Source organism: Teredinibacter franksiae (assembly GCF_014218805.1).
Classification (GTDB): Bacteria; Pseudomonadota; Gammaproteobacteria; order Pseudomonadales; family Cellvibrionaceae; genus Teredinibacter; species Teredinibacter franksiae.
Map to the genome: position 1 here is coordinate 146,723 of NZ_JACJUV010000001.1, position 19,246 is coordinate 165,968.

A 19,246-nucleotide genomic window follows, 5' to 3' on the forward strand; every position below is an offset into this window, starting at 1 on the left:
GTAAGGATAGGATTCGAGTAAGGCGACTATTATGAATAGCCTTTAGCTACCTACGAAAGCCTTTAGCCAAGTAAACACACTCTAATGGTCTAAATACGGGGCCACTCTTATGCGTATTCCGAATAGTATCGTACTAGCACTGGGAAAACGGCTTTGCCAGCAAGGTAGTATTCCGGAACCAAAACTTGAGCTGGAACCGGTGTATGGCGGCGACATTAATTTATCGTTTATTGCACACACATCCAATACGCCTCTTTTTATTAAACTGAACAGAAACAAACCCTCGGATTTTTTTGCCGCTGAACATGACGGCCTTAAAGCCATTCAGCAACTACAGGCCGTTCGTTGCCCCTCGCCATTACTCTGTACTCAAATTGAAAATTGGCACTGCCTAGTCATGGAATACATTCCGCTCAAAGAACACGGTTTGCACGGAAAGTTGGGGCAAAAGCTAGCGTTTTTTCATCAAAAAAGCACCCATTCACTTAAACCCTATGGATTTGATAAAGACAACTATATTGGTGGCACCGTACAGCAAAATGAATGCCTACCGCGCTGGGGCGACTTTTGGATAGAGCGAAGAATCCAGCCACAGCTTCACAGGGCGATAAACAAAGGCTACAAAGCCCTTTTAACGCTCAAAACGCCCACGATCAACGCCATTAAAACAGCCCTTAGCGACCACCAACCAGCACCCTGTCTATTACACGGCGACCTCTGGAGCGGCAACAAAGCGTTCGACCAGAACGGCGAACCCGTTATATTCGACCCTGCTTGCTACATCGGTGACCGAGAAGCCGATATTGCCATGACTGAGTTATTCGGCGGTTTTAACGCCGATTTTTACTCCGCCTATAGCCGTATATGGGCACTGGATAAAGGCTACGTCAATCGTAAAAACATTTACAACCTGTACCATTTACTGAATCACGTAAATTTGTTTGGTGAAGGCTATTTGACTTCCACCATGGAGTGCATGGAAAGCATTATGGCTTGTAAACCTGCTTAAGCATCGTATACGCCTTTTTAATCTTAATGAATTGCTCAGAGTCCCCGCCTCTGTCGGGGTGATGTTGCTGTGCTAATACTCTATAGCGCTTGCTGATATCTTCCCAGCTAACATCTGATTCCAAATTAAGTACCTGTAAAGACGCTTCACATTCATCTAAGGCGTGATATTTAGTCCAAAAACTTGAAAGCAATTCGGCAACGGTATCTTCTGTTGCCTTATGGAAGTTATCCAACTCCAAATAAAAGGCCTCCAGAGCCAAAAACCCAGAGGTATGACCCACGTACTGCGCTGCAGGTGCCTCGGCCTGCAATTGCCGCACTTCAAGCCCAAGCGCCGAAATACTAAAGTCTAACGTGGCATGCTTGCCGCTTTTCGCACAAAACCTATAGAAGCAATTGCGAACAAGGAAGTGCTTCTGAAAGATCGCAAGCATAGGCGGCTTAGCCCAAACCAACTCTAAAGGGTCTAGCAACCTAATGGCGTCGAATTCAGAAAGTAGTATTTCAGGGGTAATTGAAACAGTAAAATTATTGGCCAGACGATTAGCGACTTGCGCCTCAACAAGCTGAATAGCTTTATCGAGTATATGCGGCGTAATATCCAAGTGCGTACGGCTTAATTTTTTTGGAGCAACGATTTGATTTCCGCTAGCTCAATACGAATGGCCGCTAGCTCTTCACTTTCTTTACTTAAACCTTCCTCCACCAGTGTTTGGTGCTCCTTTTCCATAACATTCACCACAATACCAATAACCATGTTTAAAAAAGCAAATGCCGTAAAGAATATAAACGATAGAAAATAGGTCCAACTGAGGGTATACACATCCATCGTTTCGTACATAACGTCAGTCCAATCTTCAAACGTCATAACCCGAAACAGCGTAAGCATACTAATAGAAACATCACCCCATAACGTAGGGTTGATTTCACCAAAAAAAGTAGCACCAACAGCTGCGTATATATAGTAGATGATGAACATCAGCAGCATCACATAGCCCAGTTGAGGCAGCGCCTTTATTAAGCTGGTAATCAACATCCTTAATTCAGGAATTATCGATATCATACGTAATACACGGAATATCCGAATAAGTCGCCCGATAAGCGCCATATCGGAATTATCAATAGGTATTACCGAAACCAACACAATGACCGTATCAAATATATTCCACGCGCTGTGAAAAAAACGCTTCTTATTCTCCTCCGCAAGAAAACGTATGATAATTTCGACTATAAAAATAACCGTTACCAGCCAATCCAGTATAGCCACGGCTTTAGCGATGGAAGGCGATATATCATAGGTTTTTGCACCCACAATTAGTGCCGAAAAAATAATAATTGCGATAATAAAGGTTTCGAAAATTCTATTCGACTTTATGCGTAGGAATCGGGCATTAAGGGAAACGGCAGACATATTAAGTATCAGGACTCATCTTCTGGAATACAGCTTTTGGCAAACAACTTAAACTCTTCTTCTTGCCATTCTTTATTCGGCTTTTCCATCATTTGTTCGCACCACTCCTCTGGCATTGTCTTTTCACTGCAACCGAAAACAAAAGCCAAAGCCATAACCACCCAAATACCGCCTAATAGCCGCAATACATTCATACTTATTATGCCTTACGCCAAGTTGTACCTGCCGGTGAATCTTCTAGCAAAATGCCTTTAGCACTTAATTCTGCACGTATCTCATCGGCTCTTGCATACTGTTTGTCCAACTTTGCCTGCTTGCGCTCCTCGATCGCGGCATCTATCCAACCGGCATCATCGTTAGCATCGCCCTTAAACCAAGCTTCAGCGTCTTCCTGAAGCAAGCCCATAAGATTCGACAGTGACAGCATCATGCCCTTGGCCATCTGCGCCTGCTCACTACCGGCGTCGGCTTTGTTGATTAACTTGGCCAGCTGATGTAATTCACTAATCGCTTGAGGCGTATTCATATCGTCCATCAACGCTTTAAAACCAGGATTTTTCTCAAGTGCTTCGCTAGAAGGCGCAATGTCGTCTTCTATTTTGGATAATGCGCCGTAGAGCGAATCCAGACTGGATTTCGATTGCTCCAGTAACTCAGCAGAAAAATCTAACTCCGATCGATACTGTGCAGAAAGCAGTGCAAAACGAATGACTTCACCGCTGTATAACGCAAGCAGCTCTCGCACTGTGCGAAAATTACCAAGTGACTTGGACATTTTTTCGCCGTCGATATTGAGATAACCGTTGTGCATCCAGTATTTTACATACTGTTCACCGTTGTGCGCACACTGGCTTTGCGCCAGCTCATTTTCATGGTGAGGAAAAATAAGGTCGCGGCCACCACCGTGAATATCAATAGTATTACCCAGGTGCTTTTCGATCATGGCTGAACATTCAAGGTGCCACCCTGGCCGCCCCCTACCCCATGGGCTATCCCAGCCAGGCTCAGACTCACTACTGGGTTTCCATAAAACAAAATCGCCAGCGTATTTTTTATAAGACGCTACTTCTACTCGCGCGCCATCAAGCATATCGTCTAACGAACGGTTCGACAGTTTGCCGTAATCCGCCATTGATTTAACGTCGAACAATACATGACCTTCAGCGGTATAGGCGTGACCTTTATCGATGAGTGCTTGCGTCATGGTAATCATTTCGTCCAAATGCTCGGTTGCATAAGGCACGATTGTAGGCGGCAGTGCATTCAGCTGGGCCATGTCTTTTTCGTAATCGGCCGCATAACGTGCAGCCAAAACATTAATTGGCTCTCCATTTTCGGCGGCGGCTTTCATGATCTTATCGTCTATGTCGGTAATATTTCGCGCATAGGTAACGTTGCCATACAAATAGCGCAACACCCGAAAAAGCGTATCAAAAACCACAACCGGGCGGGCGTTGCCAATATGAACTAGGTTGTAAACCGTAGGCCCACACACGTACATTTTTACATGGTCTGCCTTTATCGGCTGAAAAGGTTCTTTTTTTCGAGTTGCTGTGTTGTATACCGTAAGTGTCATTGCTAATTCTTTATTAATTAATTGTCTAATTTTGCCCAGCTATCACGCAGGCCTATTGTGCGGTTAAAAACAAGATCATCTAATTTGGCGTCGCGGCAAAAATAACCCTCGCGCTCAAACTGAAACCCCTGCCCTTGCTCTGCATGCAGTAAACCCTTTTCACCTTTACAGTTTTTCAATAGCGTTAGGCTCTCGGGGTTAAGGCTTTCGGCTATGTCTTTACCACCCCCGGTTGGTGCCGGAACGGTGAATAATCTGTCATATAAGCGAACCGAAAACTCGGCGTGGTCGTGAACGGCCACCCACTGAATAACCCCTTTCGGCTTTACACCATCTTCAGGGTTATTGCCGATGGTGCCTTCAATTACCCGCGCTCGCACTTCAATAATATTACCGGCGTCATCTTTGATAGCCTCATCGGCCTCGATAACATAAGCATTGCGCAGACGAACGCGCTTGCCTAGAACTAATCGTTTATATTTTTTATTGGCTTCTTCTCGAAAATCATCGGCATCAATAAAAACTTCCCGACCGAAGGGTAATTCTCGTGCCGGTAGATCTTCGCGATTAGGATGCCCCGGTGCAGCCACAACTTCAGTTTTGTTTTCATCGTAGTTGGTGAGCACGACTTTTAATGGGTTCAGTACACACATTGCACGCGGTGCGTTTTTGTCTAAATCGTCGCGTATCGCATGCTCCAACATGGCGACGTCTACTACCCCATCGGATTTGGTAACGCCAATCATGTTACAAAACTTACGGATGGACGCAGCGCTATAACCACGACGACGGTACCCCGCAATGGTAGGCATGCGCGGGTCATCCCAACCGTCCACATGTTTTTCATCAACCAGCCGCTTGAGTATGCGCTTTGACATAACCGTGTAGCTTAAGTTTAAGCGGCCAAATTCATATTGCCTCGGCTTCGACGGTACCGGCAGGTTTTCTATAAACCATTCATACAAGGCCCGATGGTCAGAAAATTCAAGCGTACAAATGGAGTGGGTAATATTTTCTATTGCATCTTCCTGACCATGAGCAAAATCGTACATGGGGTAAATCGACCATTTATTACCCGTTTGGTGATGCTCTTGCTTACGTATACGATACAAAATAGGGTCACGCATGTTCATGTTGCCGTGGGCCATATCTATTTTTGCCCGCAGTGCCTTGGTGCCCTCATCAAACTCGCCAACCCGCATACGATCCAACAGGTCGAGGCTTTCTTCAACACTACGCTCGCGGTAGGGCGAATTTTTGCCCGGCTCAGTAAGTGTTCCCCGGTAGGTTCGAGCCTGCTCAGGGGTTAGGTCACACACATAGGCTTTGCCCTCACGCACCAGATGTTGGGCCCACTGGTAGAGCGTGTCGAAGTAGCTGGAGGCATAACGTACATCGCCAGCCCACTGAAAGCCTAGCCAACGCACATCTTCCTTAATCGCCTCAACGTACTCCATTTCCTCTTTCTCAGGGTTTGTGTCATCGAAACGCAGGTTGCATTCGCCACCAAAGGTCTCGGCTAGGCCAAAATTTAAACAAATAGATTTGGCGTGCCCGATATGGAGGTAACCATTAGGTTCTGGAGGAAAACGGGTAATTACTTTTGGGTGTACCCCTGCTTCCAAATCTTTCTTGATAATTTGTTCGAGGAAGTTCAGAGGTTTGTCGTCGGCACTCATGTAGACTCACTTGGTTGCTACTAAACTAAAGATGGCTACCGAATCAGCTTCGACCCGGTTTCTCAAGCCCGATAAAAGCGCGTATTATAGCCGCCTTCTAGGGCCTGACGACATTAAATTCATTCCACCTTGGGTAAGCATTTATTTATTGTCGCTAAGCGCTTGCGAAACGTGCAGACCCATTTGGGTGTGCAGCTACCCAACTTCAAAGCCTCGAACACCCCAGCCTTCTGGAATTAACGAAACAGTAACCGAACAGGAACGTGAAATGATCAAATTACAAACAAATTTTGGCGACATCGAACTCGAGCTAGATTTCGAAAAAGCACCCAAAACAGCGGCAAACTTCAAACAATACGTAGAAGAAGGCTTTTACAACGGTACTATCTTTCATCGTGTAATTGACGGATTCATGATCCAGGGCGGTGGTTTTGCAGCCGATATGAGCCAAAAAGAAACCCGCGCCAATATCGAAAACGAAGCCGATAACGGGCTTTCTAATGTGAACGGTAGCATTGCCATGGCACGCACCGGAGACCCCCACAGCGCCAGCGCACAGTTCTTCGTCAACGTTAAAGATAACGACTTTCTTAACCACAAGAGCAAAGATATGCAGGGCTGGGGTTACTGCGTATTTGGCAAAGTGGCTTCAGGTATGGACGTAATCGAAAAGATTAAAGCGGTTAAAACCGGCAGTGCGCACGGCCATCAAGATGTACCGGTCGATTCTGTTGTAATCGAATCAGCCACTGTAGTTTAATCGCTGCCATGGCCGACTTTTTTATCTCAGACCTTCATTTGAAAGCCTCGCGAGAAGATCTCGCCGAGGCTTTCAGCCGTTTTGTTGAACAACACCTTCTTCCTGCCTCACGGGGTAATACACTCTATATTCTTGGGGACTTTTTTGATGCCTGGATTGGCGACGATGAAGACGAACCCTTTTATTTGGGTATTTTGGAGACGTTACGCAACTGGACAGATAGCGGCCTAACTATTTACTTTATGAGTGGCAATCGAGACTTTCTGGTAGGCGAAGCTTTCGCCGCAAAAACCGGGGTTACGCTTCTTGCTGAGGAACACCTCATAGCGCTAAATCGCCAGCCAGTTCTGCTCATGCACGGCGATAGCCTTTGCACTGATGACACTGAGTACATGGGCTTTCGAGCACAGGTACGTAATGTGACATGGCAGCAAACAGTACTTCAGGTGCCACTTGCCCAAAGGCGAGTAATGGCACAGCAACTACGCCAGCAAAGCCAGTCTATGAATGCCACTAAAGCTGAAGATATTATGGATGTTAACGCTGATGCGGTAAATGCGGTTATGGCCAAGCACGGCGTAACCTGTTTAATTCACGGTCACACTCACCGCCCTAAAGTGCATGACTTAGCGGTTGAAGGTACCGAGGCTAAGCGCTACGTTCTTGGCGACTGGGATAGCCACGGCTGGTATATCTGTGCCAACGAGCAAGGATTATCACTCCACTCTTTTCCCATCGAGGCTTAGCATACGGCCTAAATAGCCGAGTAGCTTAGGCTGAAAATGAAAAGGCTGTATTCCTGAATAGGAATACAGCCTTTTTTGTGGGCGGGAACAGGTATTAGTCTTCTATCTTTCCAGTTTTCATACGCTTCTCGTAAATCATCTCCAGCTCATATAGATCTTGCTGGAGCTCGAAGAATCCATGCCAGTGAGCGTAGTCCGCCGCTCCCATCATGGCTCCCTGACGAGCGCGACGACCCTCGTGATGCCACAAGTAGTAGTAGGTCTTCTGGAATTCATCGGTCCAAGGGTTATCCTTCAATAACTTCTTCGCTTTCAGTGCGTTGAGCATTTCAGTTGCGGGCTTGTAATAAGCCTCGTTATACAACCTAACGGCCTTGTCACCCTGAGCGAAGAAGCCTTTCGTGTGTGTTGGGCTGTGACAGTTCTTACACACCGACTTCATTTTTTCACGACCAGCAGGCCCGTCACCGAGTAGAGGACTGAGTACGTCTGTAGATCCGCGCACCTTGGACTCTTTTGCCCAAAGGTTCCAATACAAACGCTCGCTGACGTTATGGGTCACGCTTAATTCGCCAATACCGCTCATATGACAGGTTGCACAGGTTGGCGCGCGATAATCTCCAGGCTCCCAGGCATCTGGTGCCGTATCCCAACGCCAATCATCTGAATCCGTGTTATAAATATGGCCGTGCTTGGAATTATTGAATATTTCAATATTGGGGTGATCAGGCCCGAGGTGACATGAAGCACAGGCGTTAGGCTTGCGCGCCTCAGCTATGTCGAATTTATGGCGACTGTGGCAAGCGGTGCAATTTCCGGTTGATCCGTCGGGGTAAATATTACCCATACCGTTATTAGGCCAAGTTTCTACGGTGGGCTTACCTTTTTCATCCAGCTCAATTTTGGTGCCGTGGCACTGCATACAGCCTGTTTCGCTGGGCGCACCCTGCAATTCGGGATGACTACGACCTTCGTGTATGTTGGTGAGTGCATGTAGATTATCTTTTGGAATGATCTGGTGATAGGCACGGAAGTGACCACTGCTATCAAATTGTTTTTTTGCATCTACGTGGCAGCGACCGCACACCGCGGGCGAAACCAGCGCCGTGACATAAACATCGGTGCCCACCAATGATTCGTGCTGGGTCGCCATGGGGGATTCTTTTTCGACATTATGGCAATCGATACAGGAAACACCCGCATGGGCGTGCCGGCTCATTTTCCAGTCTGCAACCTGCCCAGGGCTTTCTACCTGGTGACAGCTGATACATTCTTGCCCTATTTTTGAAATATCACGCTCCATTTTAAGCGTTTTAACCTGTGCCACACTGCCTGCCGCCGCATAACTTCCTACGGAAAGGCAAAACAAGACGCACAGACAAGCATACTGCATGACTCTATTCATCTTTTTTCTCCCAGCCCTGCTCTTTTAAGTGAATACCTAGATTTGCATGTCCAACATGCTTGTGACAGCCCACACAACTTAAGCCCTCTTCCTCTTTATTGAAGTACTTGCGATGCGGGCGAAACGATTTTCGATTTGCTTCAGAGGTTTCTTGCAGAAATTTATGGCACTCGAGACACCCGGAATCGTAAACATAGTGCTCTCGTCTCTCACGATTGCCATGCCAATCAATATCGTAGGGGTCTTTTAATAATTCCATTGTTGGATCAACAACCCCATGAACCCCTTTCACCCAAAGGTAATGCAAAGCATTATCGTGAGGTATATGGCACTGACTGCAGGTAGCTCGCCAACCAGCACTGTTGTTACCGCCGTGAATGTCTTCCCGAAAGGAGGTGCCGATAGGTATGTGGGAGTGGCAACCGGTGCAAAACTCATAGTCGCCGGTAGCGTGAATACCCGTATCGACTACCGCCCAGCTAATGGTGACAAAAATGCCAATTATTCCAGCGAATACAACGGCCTTGAGCAGTTTAGCTTTTGACACCATGATTATTATTTCCGCCAAGCTGGTTTTTTATTGAAGGAACCTTTAATGCTTGGCCTGAGTATAACCATAAATTATGTAAGTATTGTATGCATGGCGGAATTTAAGTTAAAAATTGTCGTGTTAATTAACTATAACTCGACTAAAGCCCGTCAGCGCAAATACGAACGATTACGCTTAGTGTTTGGCCGCACTCAATTCGGTATTCCATCGCTGGGTGGGCCGCTGTGGAAACGAAACTCCGTATCCGCAGAAAGCACCAGCTCCCTATCTCGCTCAAGAAAAACCGACACTCTATCTGAAATATCGTCTCCACCGGCGGCCTTTTTTGCGAGCGACAAATAATCTTTAAAATGCCGGGATTCTGACTTAAGCAAAGAGAGGTAAAACTTTTGTAGCTCCTCGTCGAGAAAAGGTGCCAATTTTTCAAAACGCTCGCAGGAACGCGCTTCAATAATGGCCCCTACTATTAGAGTGTCAATTAGTTTAGCGGGTTCGAATGTTCTGACGGGCTTGCGTAAATCAGCAGCGTAACGGCTCGCGGTTGCTTGAGTATAGGGGATGCCACGCTGCTCCATAATGGTGATGACCTGCTCGAAATGGCGAAGCTCTTCACGTGCCAACCTCGACATTTTATGTAACAACTCAAAATCATCTACATAACGATACATTAAATTCAGTGCCGTACTCGCTGCTTTTTTTTCGCAATTGGCATGATCGAGTAATAACATGTCAGGGTGCAAGAGCGCGGAATGAACCCAATTATCAGGTGTGGGACAGAGCAGGAAGTTATGTATAGCTTGCATCATAGCGGCGTAAAAAAATATCGTTGGTAATGTGCAGAGGAAAGCTCAAAAAAATGAGCGTCTATTAAATTTCGAATATCGATTAAAGAACTATTTTGCCACGCGGGCCTTAACCTACATCCAAAAGTATTCAAATCACTGATTTGGGTCGCGCCTGCTTTCAGTAAGTCGAACACCCAGCAGTGCGGATCTGAGTGATCATTTACACGGACTTGCTGGCGTTTAATCTCATCGGTGAGTTTATCGACGTCGTACACTTGAATTTTGTCACTAACAACTTGCGCTAATAGTAACTGCAGTCTATTTAAAACGGCTTTTTTTTCGCCGTCGGTATAGCTGTTCCAATGAATGACCTCATGATTAAAGCGCTTGCAACCTCGACAAACGCTATCGCCAATGCCCGTAGAGCACACACCAATACAGGGTGTTTTTACGCGTTTGTGTTTTTCGTTCATGGCTTTATTACTTAACCAGTTCCAGTACACCAAAAACATCGGCGGTTATCCAGCCTCGGTTTCGGTCGCCGTTTACCGCTACGATATCCTCTGAAGCAATAAAATGCTCCCGAGACTCACCACCGTCGTTATCACAATACGCGAGCATAAAACCGAGCCTTTTCCCTTTGACAAGTTTTACAGGCTTAATCTTTTTGTCGCCGTCAACATAGCCATCAGCATAAACCTTAAGTTTCACCTCCCACACGGTGGAGGTTTTATTTCGCCGCCAGGCACTTGTCAGGTGATGATTATACAAGTGGGCTTGTTTGTCCGGCCCGGAATCTACTACCTGGTTATCCAGCGCAACGTGGTAGGCAAAGGCACTATGATTGTATTGGTGATCACCTCCGGACGCATCTTCATCAATAAAGATCTCTAATGCCTCATCGTCCCAATAGTGAACAAGAGGGTCGGCGTAAACATCAGACAATACGTCATCAACGATTTCAACCAGTAAGTAGAGCGCGCTACTATCCCAAACGACCTTCATGCGCCCACTAAAGTCCTCAGGGGTAAGATTGTCGCCAATCAAAACGTTTTCTATTGGCTTCCATTCTGCTTTCGCCCATACGGGATCATCCGCAACACCGTCTACATTCGGTGAATGAGTAGCAAACGGGGCTTTATAGAGGCTTTTGTTTTCGACGATACTCTGTGCATAAACCTCAACACCTGTAACCAACACCGTTGCAAGTAGAAGTACTGAGGTAATCAGTTGGACCATGCTTTTATTCATTATTATGACTCCTGAACGGTTGCTTGCTATTACAACCTACTAACCTAGGTGCAGCGTACATTTGCGCGGCAATATAGACACTTAACCGGCCAAATTCCAGCGGATGCACTATATAAAATATCTCGTTATAGCGCCGATAAAATTTGAAACTACCGAATTTTGCGCTTTTTAGGGTAGAATTCTCACCCCGGTTACATTGAGCAGAGATTTTGATCACCTTTCAACCAGTATGTACGTCTTTTTGTCGTTACCTCTGACCCGTATTCAAAACCTCGTATAAACCAGTAGCTACACTGAAAGACTGATAACCAGCTGTAGCGGCTACCCTGTAATCACATCATCGATAACGGCTATCGATAGCCTCGTGCGCAGAGATCCTGTTGTACTGAGTAACCCACAAATATAGAGGACATTGATTGTGCTTGAAGCCTACCGTGAACACGTTGCTGAACGTGAAGCCCTTGGAATTCCCCCCAAACCCCTTTCTGTAGAACAGGTATCTCAGTTAGTTGAACTGCTGAAAACCGCTCCTACAGGTGAGGAAGACTTTTTGCTCGACTTACTGAGCAACCGCGTGCCACCCGGTGTTGACGAAGCGGCGTATGTAAAAGCGGGTTTTCTGTCCGCTATCGCCAAAGGCGACGACAGCTGCAGCCTTATCGACTCAGCCGCAGCGGTAAAATTGCTGGGCAACATGCACGGCGGCTACAACATCGAAACACTGGTGTCTCTACTCGACGACCCCGCGCTTGCGGCTATTGCTGCCGAAGAACTCAAACATACCTTACTTATGTTCGACGCTTTTCACGATGTAGACGAAAAAGCCAAAGCTGGTAACACCAATGCCCAAGCTGTACTGCAAAGCTGGGCTGACGCTGAATGGTTCACTCGGCGAGATGCGGTAGCCGAATCGATTAAAGTCGCCGTGTTTAAAGTTACCGGCGAAACCAATACCGACGATTTATCGCCTGCTCAGGACGCTTGGTCTCGCCCCGACATTCCCCTGCACGCCTTGGCTATGTACAAAATGGCCCGTGACGGAATTGAACCTGCAGAACCCGGCACAAAAGGCCCGATGGCTCAAATTGAAGCCGTTAAAGCAAAGGGCGTACAGGTTGCCTTTGTTGGCGATGTTGTAGGTACCGGCTCCTCTCGCAAATCTGCAACCAACTCCGTGTTGTGGTACTTCGGTGACAACATTTCTGGTGTACCGAATAAGCGTGGTGGCGGTATTTGTATTGGCGATAAAGTGGCCCCCATTTTCTATAACACCATGGAAGATGCCGGCGCATTGGTTTTCGAAGCGCCCGTCGATAATCTCAATATGGGCGATATCATCGAAATCCGCCCTTATGATGGAAAGATCCTCAACGAAGCCGGTGAAACTATCTCCGAGTTCGGTTTAAAATCCGACGTTTTACTTGACGAAGTACAAGCCGGTGGTCGTATTAACCTGATTATTGGTCGTGGCCTCACCGCCCGAGCGCGTGAAGCACTGGGTTTGCCAACTTCAGACCAGTTTCGCACGCCAACAGCACCTGCAGACAGCGGTAAAGGCTACACTCTGGCCCAAAAGATGGTTGGTCGAGCCTGCGGATTAGCTGAAGGGGAAGGCATACGCCCCGGCACTTATTGCGAACCACGCATGACGACGGTTGGATCTCAGGACACTACGGGCCCAATGACCCGTGACGAACTCAAAGACTTGGCTTGCCTTGGCTTCTCTGCCGACCTGACCATGCAGTCTTTTTGTCACACCGCCGCCTACCCCAAACCTGTGGACATCGACACCCAGCACACCCTGCCCGACTTCATCATGAACCGTGGTGGTGTTTCCCTACGCCCCGGCGATGGCATCATTCACAGTTGGCTAAACCGCATGCTACTGCCAGACACCGTAGGCACCGGTGGCGACTCCCACACACGCTTCCCTATGGGTATTTCCTTCCCCGCAGGTTCTGGCTTAGTAGCCTTTGCTGCTGCCACCGGCGTAATGCCGCTGGATATGCCCGAATCTGTACTGGTGCGTTTTAAAGGCGAGATGCAACCTGGGATTACCTTGCGCGATCTTGTACACGCTATTCCGTACTACGCTATTCAACAGGGCTTACTCACCGTTGACAAGAAAGGCAAAAAGAATATTTTCTCTGGCCGAATCCTCGAAATTGAAGGGCTTAAGGACCTGACTGTTGAGCAGGCTTTTGAGCTGTCAGATGCATCAGCCGAGCGCTCTGCTGCCGGTTGTACCATCAAGCAGGATGTCGCCGATATCAGTGAATACTTGCGCTCAAACGTCACTCTGCTGCGCTGGATGGTCAGCGAAGGTTATGGCGACAAGCGTACCCTAGAGCGTCGTGCCCAAAAGATGGAAGAGTGGTTGCAAAACCCAAGCCTTCTAGAAGCTGATGCAGACGCTGAATACACCGCCGTAATCGAGATTGACCTGAACGACATCAATGAACCTATCGTTTGTTGCCCCAACGACCCAGACGACGCCCGTTTGTTGTCAACGGTTGCCGGTGACAACGTTGACGAAGTGTTTATCGGTTCATGTATGACCAACATTGGCCACTTTCGCGCAGCGGGTAAGCTATTCGAACAAACCTCCGGCACCCTAAACGCCCGCTTTTGGATGTCGCCACCGACCAAAATGGACCAGCATGTGCTCATGGAGGAAGGCTACTACAACATCTTTGGCGCCAAGGGCGTACGTATGGAAATGCCCGGCTGCTCACTGTGTATGGGTAACCAAGCACGCGTGGCGGACAACGCTACGGTACTTTCAACTTCGACCCGAAATTTCCCCAACCGCCTTGGTGCTGGTGCGAATGTTTACCTAACATCCGCAGAACTGGCCGCCGTGGGAGGTATTCTTGGTAAGCTTCCAACGCCCGCTGAATACCTCGAATACGCCAGTAAGCTCGATACTATGTCTGCGGATATCTACCGCTACATGAGTTTCGACCAAGTGGCTGAATTTGCGAAAGGCGCCGAAGACGGCAAGCGCATTGCCGCCATTCAGGTTGAAGAAGTTAAAGTGTAGGTTTTAACCTCAAACCCACACACTATAAGCCCCGATTCATCGGGGCTTTTTTGTATACAGCGTAAGCGTCAAACCAATCACACCCTAGACTTATAAGAAGGTTTCTTATTCAGTGACCACAATCAATACCTTTGCATAGAATTTAAGGTACAAAGCCAGCAGCTTAAAACGAGGTAGTTAGTTATGAATATGATCCCCCAGGACGATAACGGCGTGCTTGAGGTTTTGATGCAACGGCTGAACAAGCAACGCTTACCCCACGCGCTAGCACTGGAAACAAAAGTCGATAAGGGAGAGGTTCTGAATGACTTTGATATAGAGTTTTTACTGGAAGTGCTGCGAGATGTGCGCCGTGTAAAGCCCATTTATGACCGTCATCCAGACTACCAACCCATTTTGATTAAATTGATCAATCTGTACACGCACATTATTACCCGAGCCGCAGAGAACGAAGCCAAGAACAGTCACCAATAGATTAGGCTATAAAGGGGCTGGCCCTACATTCAGGCCACCTTTGAAAGACTGCCTTCCAAACACCCCGGCTCAACCACAAACCTGGCAACACGAACCGGCATTGGGCTGGCCAACACCTGTATGTGTATTTCGTTATGCTTGGTAGCATTTAGGCAGTTGGTCTTTACTTTTTGGTAGCGGCTAACCAACCTTTCGAGCCTGTCGCCTATATCAATTTGGGCGTCCGCAGGAAGCTCAAACACCAGCGCCCTACCGCCACCAATATCCGCAGCAGCCAGCTGACAACTAGTATTAACAAACAGCACGCGTCCTTCGATCATAGTATAGCCCCAGTGTTTTCCGTAACGAATTTAGTGTCGTCACCAAATTGAGAGCGATTATAGACCTCTAGCCTCGTTGCGTATGCGAGAAAACTCACTCGTACCCTGTAGGAAATCGACTATTAAAACAGTAAGCCATAGATAGCACTAACCACCGGCACTCGTCGCATCAAGCGCACCCGGCTTAGGCCCAGACTCAGGCTCCTGTCTCCGAGCTTCAAGGAAAGCCGCCAACACAACCAGAATACAACCAAACCACTCGATCAGCGTTAGCCGCTCCCCGGCAATAAGCATGGCAGAGATGACCGCAGCAACAAGCTCGACAATAATAATAATGCTCGACTTGCCCGCCTCCATCCGCGTTACCGCCCACTGCGACCCAATATTGGCGCATAGCAACCAGCTGAGCGTATATACCACCAACAGAGCCCAGTGCACAGGCGCTACGGAAACAGGCAATGCCTCCACACCTAAAAACAGCAGCACGGCTGAAATACTTGCGCACCCGTAGAACATAAAGACCAATTTCGTCGACAAGGGCAACCTCTGCACGCCCCGAAATACTAAGTTGTTTGCAGCGAAACATAAGCCCGAAGCCAACGCCATTAAATCAATCCATGAAGGCGGCGAGTTAAAAATAGACACGCCACCCAATATGAGGAATGCACCACCAAGCGCTAGCACCACACCCAGCCAACGAATCCAATCAGGATGCTCTCCCAGAAAAAATTTACCGCCCAATACCCCCCATACGGGTAGCAAATAAAAGAGCACCATTACCCGTATAACATCACCGTATATCAGTGCATAGGTAAAACAAAGAATTGCGCTCCCACCCGTTAAGGCGATCACTAACAGCGGCTTCAGGTTGTCTTTAATGAGCTTAAAGCGAAAGCCAAAAGGAGAGAAAAGCAGCGCAAGTATTCCCTGAGAAACCAATAATAGTGATATCCCTTCAAAGCCGAGCTGATTCAAATATCTTAACGGCAACCAAGATAACCCCCATAACAAGGAAGCCCCAATAAGCACATACACAGGTAAATTTTTAGACACAGGCTTAAGATAAATTCCGGTAATTTTTATCGATCGCTAATTATGAACCGAAATGAATTATTTATTCACCCTTTGCGAAAAATTCTTCTATTGATTCTTTTTCCCACATCGCATCTTGATACCCTAGATCCATTAGCTCATTGCAATACTCATGACTAAATAGCAGGTAACTTGCTGCGGCAGACCCGCCGCCACGCGCAGTAGCGCCAGTAGAACGCAGAAAAAAACGAAGACTGGAAGGCATATTACGTACCTTACGCCCAGCAATTTTGTCCAGTTCTTTGGAAGGTTCAATAATTAGCGTATCAACAGGCCTCAGCTGCTGGCTATCGCCACAACCTTTCTCGTCCAACAAATGCAATAAGTGATTCACCCGTTGAAGCTGTTCAATATCGCCCTCAAGAGCATCGATAAAGGTACTGTTAAACATATGACCAACGATCTGAGCCATTGACGGAGAATGTTTAGCCCGCACTCTTTTGGTGGGCGTGGAACCCCAATGTGCCGGGTTTCGGTTTCCGCTTACGCCAATAATAAAAACTCTGTCCGCGCCTAAGTGTAGCGCGGGACTAATCGGGGCCATTTGACGCATGGCTCCATCACCAAAATACTCGCGACTGAGGTGAACAGTAGGAAACACAGTAGGAATGGCCGACGATGCCATTAAATGCTCTACCGAAATTTCACTCGGCGTGCCCACACGCCGATAACGTCGCCAACCACGTAGAGCCGGATTACCTTGAAAGAAGCTAACAGATTCTCCCGTGGTATAGCCCATAGCGGTTATGCACAGCGCTTCGAGATCACCATTTTTAATTTTTACATCAAGGTTATCAAAAGGAATAATTGAAGACAGAAATTCGCGTAACGGCGAATTGTCTAATAGTGCCAATGGCTGTGTTCGGCTAAATCCACCGTGAAAAAAAGAACCCCCAATTTTGGTCAAACCAGAGATTAATGGCCACCAACCAGTCTTGAACACGTTATCAATTTCCAGGCTCCGCCAGGTTTTAGCTAAATCGCCTACTGATTGACTGAATTCGCCCGGGTGAGCAGCCAGCGCGGCGGCATTAATCGCACCCGCCGATGTACCACAAATGATGGGAAATGGATTGTGTAAATTTGGCAATATCTCGGCGAGGGCCGTTAAAACACCTACCTGGTATGAGGCTCGGGCTCCGCCCCCGGATAATATAAGGGCATTGGTGGACATTCTCTGCTCATAATTACAATGGCTTATATCTTAGTGTAGCCCCTTCGTAGCGGGTTACAGTAATCATATTCGTCAATATTACCCGCGGTATTATTCATGAATAACCCATTGTGACCTTATCAACAATAACTTGCCTTATACTCCTAAGACTCTCAACGTCGCCAAGGACAGATGGCTTAATTTAACTATCTGATTTAAAGGCTAGGTGAAGTGTTTGAATATCAGGGAAACGCCGCTCGCCGTAAAACCTTAGGATTATAAAACGACATACTTTCGCCCATTATCAAACAATCCACGCACTCCCTACCGGCCTTCACTCCGATCACCCGATTTATCGAGAAAAAACCCAAAATCCCACGAAACCTTTAAAGAGTCTGCGCGAAGGGTAAATCATTAGGGCTGCGTGGAGAAATGGCACCATAAAGGGCGAATACATCACCCCTCTGGCGTCAAGATATAAACTAATTACGCTTTACAATACAGCTTGGTGTATCCAAGTAGTCGCTTAAATTCCCTTGAAAACCAAACGAAGCCGACTGCCCAGAACCTAAGTTAGCGTTCCAACTAAGGTTACTGGCCACAACTTGTGTTGCTGTTTCGTTAACAGTGGCATTCCAACTATTCGTAACGCGGGGTGCTCCACTGAAGTTGAGAGTGAGCTGCCAACCATTAACAGACTGCGTACTGCTGTTGATAATCTTCACATCCATTTGGTAACCAGAACCCCATTGATTTAGTTGGCTCACTTCACAGGTTACATTCCCGCCTGGTGTTGGTGTTGGCGTTGGCGTTGGCGTTGGCGTTGGCGTTGGCGTTGGTGTTGGCGTTGGCGTTGGTGTTGGTGTTGGTGTTGGTGTGCTGCTACCAACTACGCCAAACGGAGCAGGTTGCGCGCTGCAGGTACCGTAACCAATGCAACTTTGGCTATTCTCCCATCCCCATCCGCTTGTGGTATTTATGCAAAGCGGATAAACCGTACCGTACCAATTACAGTCTTCCCCGCCAGGCGCCTGCGTAGGAATGGAGGTAGGTGTGGCTGTAGGTGTAGATGTGGGTGTGGGTGTGGGTGTGGGTGTGGGTGTGGGTGTGGGTGTGGGTGTGGGTGTGGGTGTGGGTGTGGGTGTGGGTGTGGGTGTGGGTGTGGGTGTGGGTGTGGGTGTGGGTGTGGGTGTGGGACCATCGCCAGTATCCTCAGGAGGTGTACCGGAATAACCTTCTTGGCCCTCATGGGTCATGGTTAATATTAAATAACCATTACGGGTTAGTGCATTTTCGGGTGAGAAGTCTGCCCGATTTTCATTGAACGTCCAATCGGCTTTACCCCAGCGACTTGCGTTCAGGGTATCGAAGTCATCACGCCATGAAAGCTCAAAGTTTTGGCCGTTCCATTGATGGTATTCCATCCAATTTACATACATGCTCAACGGCAGCATGGTATCGTTGAAAGGACCAACCCAGCCTTCAATATTGGGAGGCCAAAAGTTAAAGCGAGCTTGCGCTAGGCTCGTCAGGTCATTGGCTTGTCCACCATTTACTTCGCGCACCAATTGGCCATCGACTAACCACCTAACTTGTCCGGGAATCCATTCGAGGGTGAAAGTGTGATAGCCCTCGCCGAAAGAATAATCGGAAGTATGCTCCTGTTCAGATGTAATTCTGTTACCGAGCCCGGTGATAATATTGCTCTGCCAAGCGTAGCCATCGTCTTTACCAAAAATTTCAATATCAACCTCTTCCCAAAAAACGTCGGTCAGCTCTGAGCCCTCTTTCCACAGGAAGAAGTTCGAAATAACCCCGCTACCTTTGGCAGCCTGCATACGTATCACATATTTCCCATACAACTCGGAATCCAACGTGAATATTTCAGCACTCTTGTATGGCTTCGAATTGGCAAACACTGAAAGCCCCATTAGAACGCCTACGCAGGGCATGGTGTATTTCATCAGTCGTTTAAATCTACTCACTTTGA

19 protein-coding genes are annotated in these 19,246 nt (G+C 47.5%); 5 read left to right on the top strand and 14 right to left on the bottom strand.

All coding sequences use genetic code 11. The annotated features are described in order from the left end of the window. The first annotated feature begins 109 nt into the window (after positions 1-109). Positions 110-1,009, top strand: a complete 900-nt coding sequence (locus H5336_RS00525) for a fructosamine kinase family protein (protein WP_185230392.1) — start codon at positions 110-112, stop codon at positions 1,007-1,009. Here H5336_RS00525 and H5336_RS00530 read toward each other — a convergent pair. From H5336_RS00530 to H5336_RS00550, 5 genes are read right to left on the bottom strand one after another with little or no spacing between them, the layout of a single operon-like run. Next, positions 987-1,616 (bottom strand): DNA-J related domain-containing protein, encoded by a 630-nt coding sequence (locus tag H5336_RS00530; RefSeq protein ID WP_185230393.1) that lies wholly within the window; start codon positions 1,614-1,616, stop codon positions 987-989. The two genes, H5336_RS00525 and H5336_RS00530, sit on opposite strands and share 23 nt — an antisense overlap. 11 nt (positions 1,617-1,627) lie before the next feature. Next, a complete protein-coding gene (locus H5336_RS00535) occupies positions 1,628-2,422 on the bottom strand; it encodes an ion transporter (RefSeq protein ID WP_185230394.1) in 795 nt (264 codons plus the stop codon). 8 nt (positions 2,423-2,430) lie between these two features. Further along, on the bottom strand, positions 2,431-2,616 hold the full coding sequence (locus H5336_RS00540) for a DUF3012 domain-containing protein (protein ID WP_221627955.1): 186 nt from the start codon (positions 2,614-2,616) through the stop codon (positions 2,431-2,433). A gap of 5 nt (positions 2,617-2,621) precedes the next feature. Then, positions 2,622-3,998 carry a cysteine--tRNA ligase gene (gene cysS, locus H5336_RS00545; RefSeq protein ID WP_185230395.1) on the bottom strand — a complete coding sequence of 459 codons (1,377 nt, stop codon included), beginning with the start codon at positions 3,996-3,998 and terminating at the stop codon, positions 2,622-2,624. Positions 3,999-4,015: 17 nt separating this feature from the next. Beyond that, entirely contained in the window at positions 4,016-5,677 is a 1,662-nt protein-coding gene (locus H5336_RS00550; RefSeq protein WP_185230396.1) for a glutamine--tRNA ligase/YqeY domain fusion protein, read from the bottom strand. 268 nt (positions 5,678-5,945) lie between these two features. On the opposite strand from H5336_RS00550, the gene H5336_RS00555 reads away from it, so the two are divergent. Together H5336_RS00555 and H5336_RS00560 are read left to right on the top strand one after the other, a co-directional pair. Next, complete coding sequence (locus tag H5336_RS00555; RefSeq protein WP_185230397.1) at positions 5,946-6,437, top strand: peptidylprolyl isomerase; 492 nt, start codon at positions 5,946-5,948, stop codon at positions 6,435-6,437. Positions 6,438-6,445: 8 nt separating this feature from the next. Then, positions 6,446-7,183 (top strand): UDP-2,3-diacylglucosamine diphosphatase, encoded by a 738-nt coding sequence (locus H5336_RS00560; RefSeq protein WP_185230398.1) that lies wholly within the window; start codon positions 6,446-6,448, stop codon positions 7,181-7,183. 94 nt (positions 7,184-7,277) lie between these two features. On the opposite strand, the gene H5336_RS00565 is transcribed toward H5336_RS00560, so the two are convergent. The 5 genes from H5336_RS00565 to H5336_RS00585 all read right to left on the bottom strand — a co-directional run bounded on the left by H5336_RS00565 (position 7,278) and on the right by H5336_RS00585 (position 11,174). Beyond that, positions 7,278-8,588: a multiheme c-type cytochrome gene (locus H5336_RS00565; protein ID WP_221627956.1), complete on the bottom strand. Its 1,311-nt coding sequence runs from the start codon at positions 8,586-8,588 to the stop codon at positions 7,278-7,280. Then, positions 8,581-9,138, bottom strand: coding sequence for a cytochrome c3 family protein (locus H5336_RS00570; RefSeq protein WP_185230399.1), 558 nt, complete (start codon positions 9,136-9,138; stop codon positions 8,581-8,583). Before H5336_RS00570 ends, H5336_RS00565 begins: the two co-directional genes overlap by 8 nt. Before the next feature lie 191 nt (positions 9,139-9,329). Then, positions 9,330-9,944, bottom strand: coding sequence for a MiaE family protein (locus H5336_RS00575; RefSeq protein WP_185230400.1), 615 nt, complete (start codon positions 9,942-9,944; stop codon positions 9,330-9,332). Next, a complete protein-coding gene (locus H5336_RS00580; RefSeq protein ID WP_246438984.1) occupies positions 9,941-10,396 on the bottom strand; it encodes a DUF1289 domain-containing protein in 456 nt (151 codons plus the stop codon). The genes H5336_RS00575 and H5336_RS00580 overlap by 4 nt, the downstream gene beginning before the upstream one ends. A gap of 7 nt (positions 10,397-10,403) precedes the next feature. Beyond that, the gene (locus tag H5336_RS00585) at positions 10,404-11,174 is read right to left on the bottom strand and encodes a CBM9 family sugar-binding protein (protein ID WP_246438985.1); all 771 of its coding nucleotides are present in this window, start codon (positions 11,172-11,174) and stop codon (positions 10,404-10,406) included. Positions 11,175-11,592: 418 nt separating this feature from the next. Between H5336_RS00585 and acnB the strand changes: the two genes are divergently transcribed. After that, the gene (gene acnB, locus H5336_RS00590; protein ID WP_185230402.1) at positions 11,593-14,217 is read left to right on the top strand and encodes a bifunctional aconitate hydratase 2/2-methylisocitrate dehydratase; all 2,625 of its coding nucleotides are present in this window, start codon (positions 11,593-11,595) and stop codon (positions 14,215-14,217) included. Between the two features lie 183 nt (positions 14,218-14,400). After that, entirely contained in the window at positions 14,401-14,691 is a 291-nt protein-coding gene (locus tag H5336_RS00595; protein ID WP_185230403.1) for a hypothetical protein, read from the top strand. Between the two features lie 29 nt (positions 14,692-14,720). On the opposite strand, the gene H5336_RS00600 is transcribed toward H5336_RS00595, so the two are convergent. The 4 genes from H5336_RS00600 to H5336_RS00615 all read right to left on the bottom strand — a co-directional run bounded on the left by H5336_RS00600 (position 14,721) and on the right by H5336_RS00615 (position 19,220). After that, positions 14,721-15,011 (bottom strand): hypothetical protein, encoded by a 291-nt coding sequence (locus H5336_RS00600; RefSeq protein WP_185230404.1) that lies wholly within the window; start codon positions 15,009-15,011, stop codon positions 14,721-14,723. A gap of 147 nt (positions 15,012-15,158) precedes the next feature. After that, the gene (locus H5336_RS23565; RefSeq protein WP_313555627.1) at positions 15,159-16,064 is read right to left on the bottom strand and encodes a DMT family transporter; all 906 of its coding nucleotides are present in this window, start codon (positions 16,062-16,064) and stop codon (positions 15,159-15,161) included. Positions 16,065-16,125: 61 nt separating this feature from the next. Then, positions 16,126-17,277, bottom strand: a complete 1,152-nt coding sequence (locus H5336_RS00610) for a patatin-like phospholipase family protein (RefSeq protein ID WP_185230405.1) — start codon at positions 17,275-17,277, stop codon at positions 16,126-16,128. A 461-nt stretch (positions 17,278-17,738) separates the two neighbouring features. Further along, the gene (locus tag H5336_RS00615; RefSeq protein ID WP_246439138.1) at positions 17,739-19,220 is read right to left on the bottom strand and encodes a cellulose binding domain-containing protein; all 1,482 of its coding nucleotides are present in this window, start codon (positions 19,218-19,220) and stop codon (positions 17,739-17,741) included. Positions 19,221-19,246: the final 26 nt, after the last annotated feature.